Origin of the sequence: Sporosarcina pasadenensis (assembly GCF_047228845.1) — a bacterium.
Taxonomy (GTDB): domain Bacteria; phylum Bacillota; class Bacilli; order Bacillales_A; family Planococcaceae; genus Sporosarcina.
The window spans coordinates 1-13,685 of the sequence record NZ_JBFEGM010000015.1 but is presented as its reverse complement, the minus strand read 5'-3'; the positions used below and the strand labels follow the sequence as shown (position 1 = coordinate 13,685).

Sequence of the window (13,685 nt, the reverse complement as noted above, 5' to 3'; positions counted from 1 at the left end):
TTATCATCGCAATAATAATTTGAATCCAGAACGAAATAACTGTTCTGGATTTTTATTATGAATTCCTGTTCACATGGTACTCCTGATAGACATCCCTTTTGGACAATCCTCTTTCCGCTGCCACTAATTTGATTGCTTCCTTCGATGAAGCGCCTTCCTTCTCCATCATCATCTCTACATGAGAATCAATGCTTATATCCTTCCACCATTTTTCAGTCTCTTCTTCCATGTCCTCATTCCCTGCTATGACGATACAGAATTCCCCTCTAATTTCATTTGATTCCACCCATGAAACGGCTTCCTCAAGCGTTCCCCGGAGGAACTCTTCATACCGTTTTGTCAATTCCCTTGCCAACACGACTTGACGTAACCCACCGAATGCTTCTGCCAAAGCCTTGACCGTTTCCTTCAGGCGATGGGGAGCCTCATACAGAAGCAAAGTCTCCTCCTTTTGCTTGAGCTTCCGTAACTGCTCGGTGCGTTCCTTTTTCTGCCGCGATAGGAATCCGAAGAAATAAAATGGCTGCGTCTGAAGTCCGGAAGCGACCAATGCACTGATGGCAGCGTTAGCTCCGGGGATCGGAACGACATCGAAACCTTCTGCAATCGCTTTCGTAGCAATATCTTTCCCCGGATCCGAAATGCACGGCATCCCAGCATCACTCACCAAGGCGACCGTCTTCCCTTCCGCCAATAAAGACAGGATTTTCTCTCCGCCTTTTTCGATATTATGCTCATGGTAGCTCATGAGTGGTGTTTTTATATCGAAGTGGTTGCAAAGCCTGATTGTATTCCTCGTATCTTCCGCAGCTATCATATCCGCTTCCTGCAAGATACGGATTGCACGGAATGTCATATCCTCCAAATTGCCGATCGGCGTTCCGACAAGAAATAGCTTTGCGGAGCCTGCTTCAACGCTTTTCTGTGATTTCATCGATACATTGCCCCTTCCTCATATAACGTTCCTTTGCCGCTCGTGTTAGTTGCTTAAACTGATATTCAGCCCGCATCGCGTCCCGCTTCGTTTCATAGCTTTCCCTGTAGATGAGATGGACTGGAAGCTTGGCACGCGTATATTTTGCGCCCTTTCCTTCATTATGGGTACGGATTCGCTTTTCTAAATCATTTGTATAGCCTGCATAGTAGGAGCCGTCATTGCATTCCAGGACATAGAACAGATGCTCATTCGTCTTGTCCATATAATAACAGCCTCACTTCTTCGGTATACTCCCCGTCTTCGCCGTATACGTAGAGTGGCGGCAATATTTTCAAATCAGGCTTGCCGTCCTTTATTCCTTCAATTAATAATGTGTTAGCCTCTTTGCCTTCCTTCGGGTATACGAAACGGATTCTTTTCGGTTCAAGCCTGTTCGCACGCATTGCCGTCACAATATCTAGCAGCCTGCCCGGCCGATGGACGAATGCCGCTTTCCCGCCTTGCTTCAGCAGCTCACTGGCGGACTGTACGGCTTGTTCAAGCGTCAGTCGGATTTCATGCCTTGCAATCGCGACATGTTCCTTTAAGTTTTTCTCACTCGCTTCGATAGCTGGGAAATAGGGCGGATTGCATGTGACTGTGTCATATTTTTCAAAGCCAATTTTCCTAGCAATCCCAATCACATCGTCGTTCACAATTGTTATCCGATCGTCCAATCCATTATAACCGACACTTCTCCGTGCCATATCCGCAAGCCTCTCTTGCAGCTCAACCGCTATGATGTCAGCATTCGTCCGGGCGCTTAGGAAAAGCGGAATCGCGCCGTTGCCTGCGCATAAATCGACAATTTTACCCGAACGGATCGGTACATACGCAAATTTCGAAAGGAGGACCGCATCGAGCGAAAACGAAAAGACGGAAGGGCTTTGAATAATCCGCAAGTTTTCCGCCAATAGATAGTCCAGTCGTTCATCTTCTTTCAATAAACTCTCCATGTATTTTCCTCCGTTCAATAGAAAAGAGCCGATGCCTACATGATTATAGGATCGGCTCATCTCAAGCATTCTGTTTGCTCAGGAAGGATAGGCAGAACAAACAATCTTCCCCTTTACGACTGCTTCCGTAATGGACATTGCAGACGTGATATCCTTCATTATATATCCTGGCCAGGTTGTCCACCCCTTCGCCGATATCGACTCTGTGGGGCTTTTCAGGCGGCCGTTTTTCATCCATCAATTGAGTTTTGTCAGTCAATTCTTCAAGCCGCGTCCGGAGATGATGGTTTTCCAGTTGAAGTGAGTGGTTCTCTTCCGTCATCTTCGCCACAAATCCAATAAGTTCCCGGAATTGCTCCTGCATGGCTTCGAGCTGCTGCTCAAACTCCATCACTCTGTCGAGAAAGTTCCCTTCTTTCAACTATTTCACCCCATCATTTCGTCAATTGAGCTACTGAGTTCTTTCGACTCTCTATTTCTTCCCATGAATATTCCAAGACCTGCTCCTGATCTGCCAAATTCACTTGCAAAATTCTTTCAAGCAAATTTAAGCCGACCACTTTCCCTGGCCCTTCAGGTGTCTGAACCCGCTCCCCGATATCGGGCATAAGGGCTTTGGCCTCTTCATATTCATCGTTTTCGTATTTCAGGCAACACATAAGGCGGCCGCATAATCCGGAGATTTTGGATGGGTTGAGTGACAGGTTCTGATCCTTCGCCATCTTGATGGATACAGGTTCAAAGTCGCCCAGGAATGTCGAACAGCAGAGCATTCTTCCGCACGGTCCGATTCCTCCAAGCATTTTCGCCTCATCACGGACGCCGATTTGACGCAATTCGATGCGCGTTCGGAAAATGGCGGCCAGATCTTTTACGAGATTGCGGAAATCGACCCGTCCTTCCGCTGTGAAATAAAAGACAATCTTATTGCGATCAAACGTATATTCCACATCAACAAGCTTCATGTCCAGCTCATGTTCCCGTATCTTCTCAACACATTTACCGAAGGCCTGCTCAGCATCCGCACGGTTTTCATCCACTTGGATCTGGTCTTCGACAAGCGCCTTGCGGATGATTTTCTTAAGTGGCAAGACGACGTCATTTTCATCGACTTCCCTCACAGGACTAGCGACTTTTCCGTACTCGATTCCACGGGCTGTTTCGACGATGACATAATCACCGACGTCAAGCGGATAATCGAGAGGATCGAAATAATATATTTTACCCGCTTTTTTAAAGCGGACACCTACAACATTATACAAGCGTTAACCCCTCCTGCAAATTGAGCACCAGCTGTTCCATTAAAAGTGTGCGGTTCATATTGCCGTACAGCTTTTTCTTCGCTTGCAGAATCGCTTCCATATTGGCCGATAGCCGGCTGTATGTCATCTTCATCGATAGACCGCGGAAAATTTGCTGCTGATCGGGATACGTTAATTCCGATTGCAGCCCGGCTTTCATCGAGACGATATCACGGTACGCATAGAGAAGCAAGTCAAGACCACGCTCTACGTCTTCCTTCTCTTTCATTGCCGGCAACCATTCCGATTGGATGAACAGAAGCGCTTCATTGACATTGCGATCTGATGCTTCAATCAATTTTAACACTGTTTTTCGCATGTGTGCAAATTGATCATTTTCCGCAAGCTGTTTTGCTTGCTCTATATCCGCTGTCATCATCGTAACCGTCGCAGCCATCGATGCGGTAACCCCTGCATCGGTCAATTTTTCAATCATCTCTTCCCTCCTTGGGGGAAGGAAGCTGACGCGCTGGCATCTAGATTGGATTGTCGGAAGGATCGACTGATACGAATCGGTCAGAAGTATTGCCGTCACTTCCCCTTCAGGTTCCTCCAAAAACTTCAGCAGCGTATTGGCAGCCGCAACATTCATCCGGTCCGCGCGGGATATGATATACATCTTACGTCCCGGCTCATACCCTTTTCGCGTCATTTTCATAATCAACGAAGACATCTGCTCTTTCTTGATGTCTTGTCCATCCGGTTCAATTTTCGCCACATTCGGGTGATTTCCTGACGCAACCCGTCTGCAATTGCGACATGTTTCACATGGAACAGCATTTTCAGGCTTTTCACAAAGCAAGAGCTTCGCAAAATGGATGGCTGCCTCTTCTTTTCCAGTGCCCGCCTCGCCATCAAATAGATAGGCATGGCCAATCCGATTATTCCGGTAGGTCGCTTCCAATCTATCGATGACGGCCTTTTGCCTTCGCTTGATGCCATTCTCCGTGCCTTCCATGCTTAGCTTGTACCTCCTTGCTCCAAAAAACGTGTAAAAACACGGGTCATCTATATATATTGATGAGGAGTCCTTTGATTTCCCCAATTTTCCCTAATAACTCGACAGACGTCTGTTCATCATCCAATAAAGCTTCCGCCAATTCAATGAGCTTCTCATCGATCGTCTGGACAATCTTTAATCTTCGTCCCTCGCCGAACTGATTCCACGTATGAGATTGTTTTAATCCCATACCAGATTCAACTGACTCCTTCAGGAAACGTCGGACGAGCATTTTGAACTTAGCCATATCCCTTAAATTCCGTGAACGGGCAAGACGGTCCCCTGCCGAAGAAATGTCTCCAAGAAGTCTTGTAATCTGTTCGCCGTGCAAGCGTTCTTCCTGTTTCAGAACCATTTGACCAAACCGGGCGTTCCCTTGCGTCGAGCGCAATGGATCATTCCTGAGCTTATCGGGCCCGGTCCGGTACTCTCCATTCACTTTCATTTCTACATCACCTCATTTCATCAAAAATGATGAAATTGTTCAATTGGCAAGACAAACACCGTCGCGCCGCCCACTTCCACTTCCACAGGGTATGGGATATAGGAGTCGGCATTGCCGCCCATCGGTGAAACAGGAGCGACCATCTGATCGCGCGAACGGCAATTTTCACGAATTAATTCCAAAGCTTTTGGAACGAGGCTATCATCCGTTCCGATGAGGAAAGTCGTGTTCCCCGACCGCAGAAACCCTCCAGTACTGGCTAGTTTCGTAGCACGAAAGTCATTTTTCGTCAAAGCCGCAGACAAGCGGTTGCTATCTTGGTCCTGTACAACTGCCACAATCAATTTCACGGTACCCTCTCCTTTTAGCTTTCTTATTATTATATCATGAATCCTCTTTAGAAATGAGTTGAGAACTTATAATTTTCCAAACATTTTCAGTTACTTCTGACAACGGCTTGCTTGCGTCTGTACTGACGATGCGGTCTGGGTGCTGTTGCAGCAGCAATTGATAGCCTTCGTAAACTTTTTCATGGAACTGCAATGTTTCTTTATCCAGACGGTTTTGCTCCCGTCCGTCGTTTTGGGAAATCCTTTGCAATCCTTCTTCAGGCGAAATGTCAAAGTAAATGGTTAGATTCGGCATTGTCCCACCAATTGCAAATGCGTTGATGGACATCACTTCGTCCATCCCGAGCCCACGTGCATAGCCTTGGTACGCGAGGGAACTATCGACGAAACGGTCGCAAAGTACGATCTTCCCTTCCTTCATTGCCGGAATGATCTTCTCGACAAGATGTTGACGGCGGGCCGCCGCGTAGAGGAGTGCTTCCGTCCTGCCATCCATCTCCTGATGATCGTTGTCGAGGATTATGTCACGGATTTTCTCCGAGATACGGATGCCTCCTGGTTCACGGGTAAGAATCGTTTTTTTTCCTTCCTGCTCCAGTCTCTTATTTATTTCTGCAATCACAGTCGTTTTTCCTGCACCTTCGGGACCTTCAAAGGTAATAAATATCCCTTTATTTAACATAGTATGCCTCCGTCAATCAATGATTACTTGTATTTGTCTATCATTAGCCCGAACGGCTCCTTGAAATTTCGCATTCATTTGCAAGTATTGTAAAAGCGACGCGACATGCCGCTCCGTAACTGTTTCCCCTCCGATAAGCAGCGGGATACCAGGCGGATAAGGAATGATGGAAGCTGCCGCCACATGGCCAACAGACTCTTCAATCGTTTTCCATTCAGTGTCACGCCCAAGAAGTTCTTGCGGGAGATAGGTCAGCGTAGACAGCCCTTCATCCATCGGAATCGACTCATTTATTTCCTGCCCTTTCTTGATCGACAAGCCGTCCACCGCAGCGGCAATCTTTTGCACGCTTTCATTGAACGGGTACTCTTTACCCTTTTTCAGCAACGGCAGAACAAGAAGCACTTGGAACGGGTCGGCGAGTTCTGCGAAAACGCCTTCCGCTTCGAGTCTTGAAAGCAGTTCAAACCCTGTATTCCCATCAGCTCGCAGCAATAGCTTCAACGGATCGTCCGTTTCGACGATTTGCAATGCCGGAATGGTAAGCAGGTTGTCGATGAAAGTTTGGCGATTTTCCAAAAAATCATCTTGATCTTCCTTCGTATAGGACTCGGCATACGCCCGTGCATCATCGAGGGACGCCATAAGCAAATAGGACGGGCTGCTCGATTGGAGCATGCCCAAATAATGCGCTATCCTTTCAGGAGAGATGAATGTCGACCTGATATGTAAAAACGACGCCATCGTCATAGCGGGCAATGTTTTATGGGCAGAATGTACAACGACGTCCGCCCCTAGCCCCAATGCGGATTGCGGAAATGCGCCTCCTGCGACAAAATGGGCTCCATGCGCTTCATCCACCAATACGGGAATGTCCTTTGAATGACTGAATTGAATGATGTCCGCAAGCTCTGCGCCTGCCACCCCATAGTAGGTCGGATATGTCAGAACGACCGCCTTAGCATGAGGATATGCTTCAACCGCCTCCTTCACCCGTGCAAAACAGACAGCGCCCGGCGTATTCGATTGGGCATCCCATGCGGGTGACACAAAGACCGGCTTGGCGCCTGTCAATTCAATTGCATGGAAGATCGATTTATGCGCATTACGCTGCACGATGACCGTATCTCCAGGCCTGCATGCCGTGTACATCATCGCCAAATTGCCGACCGTCGATCCATTGACGAGAAAGAAGCTCCGGTCGGATTGATACAGAGCCGAAAGCCGTTGCTCCGCTTCACGAATCGCTCCAGACGGCTCATGCAAATCATCCAGCCCTTCCAATTCCGTCGTATCGTATTGCATAACGGATTGCATTTCTTCCGGTAAGCCGGACAGCAAACCATTTTTATGACCTGGCACATGAAAGGAGATCGGCCGCTTTTCCTTGAATTGGCTCAGTGCTTGGACAAGCGGTTTTGATTCTTGATTCATTACAATTCACACTTCCTTTGTCACCATTATAAAGGAAGTCGCTTAACTAAGGGTGAAAACTCCTTCCTGGAAATGAAAAAAGCCGAGGGGGACCCGGCCTTACACATATCTTATTCTCGACAATCCGATGGAAAGGAATACAGCGGCAAATCCGAGCAATACGAAGTATGACGTCATGATATCTCCGACAGCGCCGCCTTCCGTAATGAGCGTCGTAAATCCTTCCATTGCCCATGCCTGTGGGACGAAATTGGCGATTTTCTGCATCATGTCCGGCACCATGCTGATAGGCCAATAGACGCCGCCAAGCATACAAGTCGAAATGATCACTAAGGTGCCGATCGCATTTTGCTGCTCAGCCGTCTTTACAAAGCCTGCGATGGCAATACCAAGTCCGACGACACATAGAAGCAGCGAAGTGATCAGGACTAACAAACCAATTGGATCTCCCCACTCTACGCCGAACAGGACCGAGGAAAGGACGATGAGAAGGAAGAACTGAATCCACCCTACGAGGAAAAATGACAAGAAATAACCGGCCAGTATTTCTATCCTCGTAGCGGGTGTCAGGAACAATCTCGACCAGATTCCCGTCTGCCTCATCTCAATTAATACACCTGTCATGGATAGCATCATCATCATGACAAACATGATGGCAAATCCTGCCGAGCTGTACGAAATACCGGTCATTCCAGCCTGCTGCGAAATTGAGCCTTGTTCGGTCCATGCATGGATCCGGCCTACATTCGCAGTAAGTTTGTCAAAGATTGATTCCCAGTCTTCCTGCAGATAAAAACTTCCTACCTGTGCTGCTGCAAGATAGATGTCGATGCCTTGAATGGTTCGACTGATCTGTTGTTCAATCAAGGGTGCCGCCGTCGTTCCCGGCAAAAACTGAAGATGGATGGCCTGCTGTTTACTAACAAACTTTTCAGCAACGTCTTTTCCGATTGTGACTACCCCTTGCACCTCCTGCTCCGCGAGCATTTCCTTCGCCTGTTCCTCTCCTACCGATTCGAATGTAACCATTTCATTCGTCATTAGCCGCTTTACAACCTGTTCTGAGAAAGGGGTCCGGTCTTCATCGACAAGCGCTAAACGCCATTTCGTCTCCGAGCCTGATCCGAATAACGCTCCAAAAATCAAAGTGAATAATAGTGGCATGGCAAACATCATGACGTATGCCCATTTCTTTTTAAATGTCCGTTTCATTTCAAATAGACAAATCGTTGCAATCCTCTTCATCATCCACCCCTCCTATAACGAATGAAGCTTTAATCTGAACGAACCGACTAAGGTCCCTATGCTGCCAATAAGCAGCAAGGTTCCCGCAGGCAGCCATAAAGCAGACCAGGCTGTACCGGACATGATGGACGTGAAACCTGTCAGCGCCCACGAATTCGGCGTCAATAACGCGATATTCCGTAAGGCTTCCGGAAATACCGATAACGGCAACATCGAGCCGCCAAGCAATGCCATAACTTGAACCCCCATGCTACCGACGACATCTGCCATTTTCTCATCCGTCGTAAAGACGGCCATCACCATTGACAGGCCGGAAACAGCAATGCAGTAACAGATGGCGATAAAGAATGTCTGCAAGCTGTTCGTGCCCCAGTCGACCTTCAATAGATAATGTGTCACCGCCATGAAAATGGTGAACTGGAAGAACGCGAAGAAGAATGTCCCGATGAACTTCCCGGCAAGAATGGAACGGACGGAAGTCGGCGTCATCATTAGCCTTGTCATCGTCTCCGTCTGCCGCTCCCGATGGAATGACTTTCCGCCTGTCATTGCATTAAATAGAAGGAACATTGCCGCCATCGCAGCGGCATAATATTGCATCGCACTTACAGATTGTTCCCCGACGGATGTTTCCTCCACATAGTCCCTCGGCTCGTTTGCAATCGACTGCAGCGTAGCGGCAAGTCCGTCATGCAACGCCTTCACATCCACCTCTCCACCAGCTGCAGAGATGGTAGCCGCCTCTGTCATCAGAAGCTCCGTTGAAACGGCGATGGCGTCCGCTGTCATGGCATACGTGTCAAAAATCTGCCGGATGATTGTTGCTTCGGATCCGTGTCCAGCAACCGGTAAAATGACAGCACGCCCTTCACCTGATACGTCTCCCCAATCGGACGGGATAAGTACTCCCACATCCACTCGCCCTTTCTCCATCCATTCATGCAGTTGTTTCTCCGTCGATGCCTGCTCGACTGTTATGGCGAGCGCTTCATCTTCCAGTGAACGGAGGATAGATGTCGCCCACGCATTCGCGCCGTTCGAATAAACCCCTAATACCGTTTCAGGCATCCCTCCCCCTCCCATTGCTCCTTTCAGTGCGGAACCGAGTATCGCTGTCAACACGATTGGCATAACAATCATCATGAGCAGCGCTTTCCGGTCCTTTACTAGGATTTTGACGTCTTTACCGGCAATCAATAGGCTCTTCATTCCACCCACCCTATTCACGTAATGTCCGTCCCGTCAATTGGAGGAATAACGTCTCCAAATTGGATTCCGCCAGCTGCATATTGTGTATTTGTACATTCGATCGGCTTGCAAGTCCGATAACAGCCGACAGCAATTCCGTTTCGGATTCCATATGCAGGTGGATTTCACCGTCGGGCTTCGTGATGACCTTTTCAACCCCGTCCAACGTCTTCAGATTTTCAATGAAAGAGGGTTCCGCCGATTCGACCGCCAGCTTCAGCACGCTCCCACCCGCCAATCGATCGGCCAGATCTTTCTTCGTTCCGCTTGCAATCAGTTTCCCCTCGTCGATAATGGCGATCCGCCTGCAAAGGTACTCCACTTCTTCCATGTAGTGACTCGTATAGATGACCGTCAACCCTTGCTCGTTCAATCGTTTGACCGTTTCCAAAATGTGATTTCGAGATTGGGGATCGATGCCCACCGTCGGTTCATCCATAATGAGCAGCTGCGGCTCGTGCATGAGTGCTGCCCCGATATTAATCCGCCGCTTCATTCCGCCCGAAAAAGTTTCAATCCTATCCTTTGCGCGCTCCGTGAGCCCGACGATTTCCAACACTTCCTTCGCGCGCACTTTCGCTTTTTTGCCCGATAGACCGTACATCTTCCCCCAGAATATGAGATTATCGAGCGCCGACATTGTTGGGTAAAGTGCAATGTCTTGAGGAACCATGCCGATGAGCTGTTTAATCTCCCGTAAATGCTTGCCAACAAGTTTTCCACCTATCCGTATTTCACCGCCACTCGATGGAATCAGCCCGCAAATCATCGAAATCAATGTCGACTTGCCAGCACCATTCGGACCGAGCAATCCGAATGATTCTCCTTCCCTGACTTCAAGCGATATCCCTCTAATCACCTCTTTTGATTGATAGCTCTTTTTCACGTCCGCAACTGTAAGCATGACAGCCCCTCCTTACTCTCATCTTACGTTTTAGCCATTTTTCTTTCATCGAGCGTGCGATAGATTTTTGGACATAAAAAAAACGACACCAATGTGCCGTTTTGCATAGTGTGTTATGAAATAAGTGGTATTAAAAAATTGTAATGCCATACCGTACGGCAAATATGGCTGCCTGTGTACGGTCGCGGAGCCCAAGCTTCTGAATGACATTGGAGACATGGTTCTTGACTGTTCCTTCTGTGATGAACAACGTGTCGGCAATTTCCTTATTGTTCAACCCTTGCCCCAAATGCATGAGAACCTCCCTTTCCCGATCCGACAGCTCCCCTAGTCCGTCCGGAAATTCGACAGGCTTATCATGACTTTTCATTCGCAGCTCCGGCAGCACTTGTGACGTAAACTCCTTCGGAAGCACGACACCGCCATGATGGACGGTCAAGATGGCTTGAGCAATCGTATCCGTCGGCATATCCTTCAACAAATATCCGCTCGCCCCTTCCCCGAGCGCATCGAACACAAATGCACTGTCATTGAACGTCGTCAATATTAATACTTTCACATCTGGCAGCCTTTCCTTGATCAACTTCGTCCCTTCGACCCCATTTGTTTTAGGCATCCGTATATCCATCAGCACGATATCCGGTTGAAGCAGCAACGCTTTATTTAATGCATCTGTCCCATCCTCGGCCATCCCGACGACTTCGATCCCGGGCCGCAAGCCAAGCAATGTGCCGAGCCCTTCACGTACCAACGGCTGGTCGTCGACAATCATGATTTTTATCATACCGACACCCCCACTTCTTCCCGCTCGATTGGAAAGGTGATATAAATCCTAAAACCTTCCCCTTCCTCGCTTCGGATTGCAAATGAACCCCCATGCTCCACAACCCGTTCCTTCATGTTAATCAAACCGAAATTCGGAACAATATTTTTCTGCCCAATGCCATCGTCCTTGATCGTCAAACGGATCTCACTATCTTCTAGATGAATGTCCACTAGGCAAACACCGGCATTCCCATGTTTCTTCGCATTCGTCAACCCTTCCTGGACAATCCGTTTAATCGTCGGTTGCAAGGGCGAGGGAATGGCGGAAGAGTCACTGTTCAATGTTAGACGCGTTTCCATTTGCGTCATGGCAGAAAACTCATCCAGCAGCTCCTGCAGCACTTCGTGAAATGAAATTCCCCGACCATCCTCTTTTAATGTCCTGACAGACACCCGCAGCTCATGAAGGGAATCGCGCGTCAACTGCTCACAGACAGCAATCACTTCTTTCGCTTTTCCCGCATCCCTCTCTGCCATTTCATGGGCCACCTGCAGCTGGACAACGAGTGCCGTCATTTTATGGCCAACTGTATCGTGGATCTCCCGAGCAATTTCATTCCGCTCCCGGATGACCGTCAACTGCTCAACTTGCTCCGCATATTCCCGCAACTGCTTGTGCGCAGCCTGCAAAGCTTCATGAGATTCATTCAACTGCCCATATTGAACAGATATCGTCTCTTTTGCATTACGGAAATTCCGGATGAGGCTTCCGACAAAAGCGCCGTAAAAGACGAACATCCCATTCACGATATTACTCGAAAGTGAAAATACGCTCGTTTGCGCATAGATCTGTAAACTGATCATGACCCATACGGCAAAGAACAACCCTGAAAAGAGTCCAAGAAGCTTTTTATTTTCATACAGTAAGAATACAGTCGTAGACAGTACACCAAAAAAGATTAAATATAAATAACCGCTCTCATGAAATAAAAAACCGAATCCAGAAATCATAATGAAATCAACGAAAGAGCAAACCACCCTGACAATCGTTCGAACATTTGACATTTGAATGAAATGGCTAACGATAAAGACAGGAATGGCGAAAATAATATAAATCGTTCGGAGATCCCCACCGGCTTCCACCATCTGCAGAAAATAACCGCTTAAAATGACAAGCATCAAAACCCTGACTAACGAAAATAAAAACAAAGAGAAACTTTTCATCCCCACTCCCCCGTTCTCTCTGCAAAGACCAAGATAGTAATACGTTTCATAAATGCACCCCGTCCAGTGTCTATTATCCTAATCATGAACTACTCATAGTCTTTAAGCAATAGCGATAAGATAAGTCTATAAGGGAGGCTTTTTATTGCGATGATAGGATAATTTCCTTTATATACGGACGGAAAACACTTGTTAGCAACCTAAAAACGCATAAATCTAAATAAAACCTCATAAATCAATATAAACGCGAATAAATAAACCTTTAATATCTGAAAGTTGGTATAATTGATAGTAAAAGAGAATCTGTGAAGGAGGGGTTTTTTTGAATTACAAGCCATGGAGGTTCTTTGTTTTAAGCATGCTTATTCTACTCATCGGCTGCTCCGCAAATGAATCAGTTGAAAGCGAGTTCATTTTTCCTGAAGATACACCAGACTTTGTAGCAGTGGGTGATTTTGAGAAAATCGATTGGGATAAAAAAGCCGTTACATTCAACCGCAATATTATTGGTAATGAAAACAAATCAGGTGTGATTGGTGCCGACATGCCAAGCATTACTATAAAACAAAAGTGGATGTGGCATCTTTGGGGAATTGAAGATCCTTCAGCAACCAATCTAACTGTTGTTGGCCTCCACAGAGATACCGGCACTGTCCATCCAGTCTTAACAACCGGTTGGACGACAGGTCTTGGAGGACCGAATAACGGAGCAGATGCACACGCCCCTTCCAACGTACACATTCCTAAGGCAGGGGAATGGGCTATATTGCTTTATACTAATGCAGAATTATTTGATGTATTGATCTATGAAATTAATGAATGATAGGTGCGCTCCCTATGGCAGAGGACGGTATTTAGAAGAGAAATGAGGGCTTTCTTAGGGTGTAGAACGGGTTTCTTTGGACATGGAATGGCTTACTTTGGGCGCGGAGTCATGACCTTTGGACGTAGGACTGTTGCTTTGGACGTGATATGAGTTTCTTTGGACGTGAAGCGGTACTGTTTGGACGCGGCACATTGCCCTTTACTCTACAATATTGCTCCAATGTAGATGGATTGCTAAACACAAAAAAACCACCCCCCACAGGGGATGGCCTTTGCCCGGCGACGTCCTACTCTCACAGGGGGAAGCCCCCTACTACCATCGGCGCTGAA

At 47.5% G+C, this 13,685-nt stretch carries 16 protein-coding genes; 1 reads left to right on the top strand and 15 read right to left on the bottom strand.

Annotated elements, in window-relative coordinates:
* Nucleotides 1-55 precede the first annotated feature (55 nt).
* The 15 genes from rsmI to AB1K89_RS16115 all read right to left on the bottom strand — a co-directional run bounded on the left by rsmI (nt 56) and on the right by AB1K89_RS16115 (nt 12,530).
* Nucleotides 56-934: a 16S rRNA (cytidine(1402)-2'-O)-methyltransferase gene (rsmI, locus tag AB1K89_RS16185; RefSeq protein ID WP_413055742.1), complete on the bottom strand. Its 879-nt coding sequence runs from the start codon at nt 932-934 to the stop codon at nt 56-58.
* Entirely contained in the window at nt 912-1,199 is a 288-nt protein-coding gene (locus tag AB1K89_RS16180) for a GIY-YIG nuclease family protein (protein WP_413055741.1), read from the bottom strand. The genes rsmI and AB1K89_RS16180 overlap by 23 nt, the downstream gene beginning before the upstream one ends.
* Nucleotides 1,183-1,932, bottom strand: a complete 750-nt coding sequence (locus AB1K89_RS16175; RefSeq protein ID WP_413055740.1) for a tRNA1(Val) (adenine(37)-N6)-methyltransferase — start codon at nt 1,930-1,932, stop codon at nt 1,183-1,185. The genes AB1K89_RS16180 and AB1K89_RS16175 overlap by 17 nt, the downstream gene beginning before the upstream one ends.
* A 61-nt stretch (nt 1,933-1,993) precedes the next feature.
* Nucleotides 1,994-2,353, bottom strand: coding sequence for a DNA replication initiation control protein YabA (gene yabA / locus AB1K89_RS16170; protein ID WP_413055739.1), 360 nt, complete (start codon nt 2,351-2,353; stop codon nt 1,994-1,996).
* A 13-nt stretch (nt 2,354-2,366) separates the two neighbouring features.
* The gene (locus AB1K89_RS16165; protein WP_413055738.1) at nt 2,367-3,194 is read right to left on the bottom strand and encodes a PSP1 domain-containing protein; all 828 of its coding nucleotides are present in this window, start codon (nt 3,192-3,194) and stop codon (nt 2,367-2,369) included.
* Nucleotides 3,187-4,191 (bottom strand): DNA polymerase III subunit delta', encoded by a 1,005-nt coding sequence (gene holB / locus AB1K89_RS16160; RefSeq protein WP_413055737.1) that lies wholly within the window; start codon nt 4,189-4,191, stop codon nt 3,187-3,189. The genes AB1K89_RS16165 and holB overlap by 8 nt, the downstream gene beginning before the upstream one ends.
* Nucleotides 4,192-4,237: 46 nt before the next feature.
* On the bottom strand, nt 4,238-4,678 hold the full coding sequence (locus tag AB1K89_RS16155) for a YaaR family protein (RefSeq protein WP_413055736.1): 441 nt from the start codon (nt 4,676-4,678) through the stop codon (nt 4,238-4,240).
* A gap of 20 nt (nt 4,679-4,698) precedes the next feature.
* Nucleotides 4,699-5,028, bottom strand: a complete 330-nt coding sequence (locus AB1K89_RS16150; RefSeq protein WP_060206001.1) for a cyclic di-AMP receptor DarA — start codon at nt 5,026-5,028, stop codon at nt 4,699-4,701.
* Nucleotides 5,029-5,062: 34 nt separating this feature from the next.
* Complete coding sequence (gene tmk, locus AB1K89_RS16145; protein WP_413055735.1) at nt 5,063-5,710, bottom strand: dTMP kinase; 648 nt, start codon at nt 5,708-5,710, stop codon at nt 5,063-5,065.
* Between the two features lie 12 nt (nt 5,711-5,722).
* The gene (locus AB1K89_RS16140) at nt 5,723-7,144 is read right to left on the bottom strand and encodes an aminotransferase class I/II-fold pyridoxal phosphate-dependent enzyme (RefSeq protein WP_413055734.1); all 1,422 of its coding nucleotides are present in this window, start codon (nt 7,142-7,144) and stop codon (nt 5,723-5,725) included.
* A gap of 99 nt (nt 7,145-7,243) precedes the next feature.
* Nucleotides 7,244-8,389 (bottom strand): ABC transporter permease, encoded by a 1,146-nt coding sequence (locus AB1K89_RS16135; protein WP_413055733.1) that lies wholly within the window; start codon nt 8,387-8,389, stop codon nt 7,244-7,246.
* A 12-nt stretch (nt 8,390-8,401) separates the two neighbouring features.
* On the bottom strand, nt 8,402-9,598 hold the full coding sequence (locus AB1K89_RS16130; protein WP_413055732.1) for an ABC transporter permease: 1,197 nt from the start codon (nt 9,596-9,598) through the stop codon (nt 8,402-8,404).
* 10 nt (nt 9,599-9,608) lie between these two features.
* Nucleotides 9,609-10,541 carry an ABC transporter ATP-binding protein gene (locus AB1K89_RS16125; RefSeq protein ID WP_413055731.1) on the bottom strand — a complete coding sequence of 311 codons (933 nt, stop codon included), beginning with the start codon at nt 10,539-10,541 and terminating at the stop codon, nt 9,609-9,611.
* 130 nt (nt 10,542-10,671) lie between these two features.
* Nucleotides 10,672-11,325, bottom strand: coding sequence for a response regulator (locus AB1K89_RS16120; protein WP_413055730.1), 654 nt, complete (start codon nt 11,323-11,325; stop codon nt 10,672-10,674).
* Nucleotides 11,322-12,530, bottom strand: coding sequence for a sensor histidine kinase (locus AB1K89_RS16115; protein ID WP_413055729.1), 1,209 nt, complete (start codon nt 12,528-12,530; stop codon nt 11,322-11,324). The genes AB1K89_RS16120 and AB1K89_RS16115 overlap by 4 nt, the downstream gene beginning before the upstream one ends.
* Before the next feature lie 322 nt (nt 12,531-12,852).
* Here AB1K89_RS16115 and AB1K89_RS16110 point away from each other — a divergent pair, with 322 nt between their 5' ends.
* Nucleotides 12,853-13,353 carry a DUF4871 domain-containing protein gene (locus tag AB1K89_RS16110; protein WP_413055728.1) on the top strand — a complete coding sequence of 167 codons (501 nt, stop codon included), beginning with the start codon at nt 12,853-12,855 and terminating at the stop codon, nt 13,351-13,353.
* Nucleotides 13,354-13,685: the final 332 nt, after the last annotated feature.